The organism is Belnapia sp. AC561, assembly GCF_979252845.1.
Genome location: NZ_CEEDBP010000408.1, coordinates 1 through 246, shown reverse-complemented (window position 1 = coordinate 246; position 246 = coordinate 1). Strand labels below are relative to the sequence as shown.

Sequence of the window (246 nt, the reverse complement as noted above, 5' to 3'; positions counted from 1 at the left end):
CAGCACCTCGCCAAGGCGATATTCGAACGCCTGCCCCAGGGCTGTGGAAAACTCATCGTCAGTCAGCGCCATCAACTGAGTCGCTTGCTCCGGCGTGGTCGACCAGACGATCGAGCACCAGTGCTCGCCATCGCGCTCGCCCAGCGGCAGAAAGGCCAGCGGGCCGTCGTCGGTGAAGCGCTGCCAGGCGGTGGCCTGGTGCGCATTGGCACAGCGCACGCTGGTGACGATGGCGTGGTGCAGGTA

The 246-nt window shown here is 65.9% G+C and carries 1 protein-coding gene; it reads right to left on the bottom strand.

Annotated features, from left to right (window positions below; all coding sequences use genetic code 11):
• Positions 1-246: hypothetical protein (locus AC0IW9_RS31630; RefSeq protein WP_471652240.1), on the bottom strand; the 246-nt coding region annotated here is incomplete at both ends.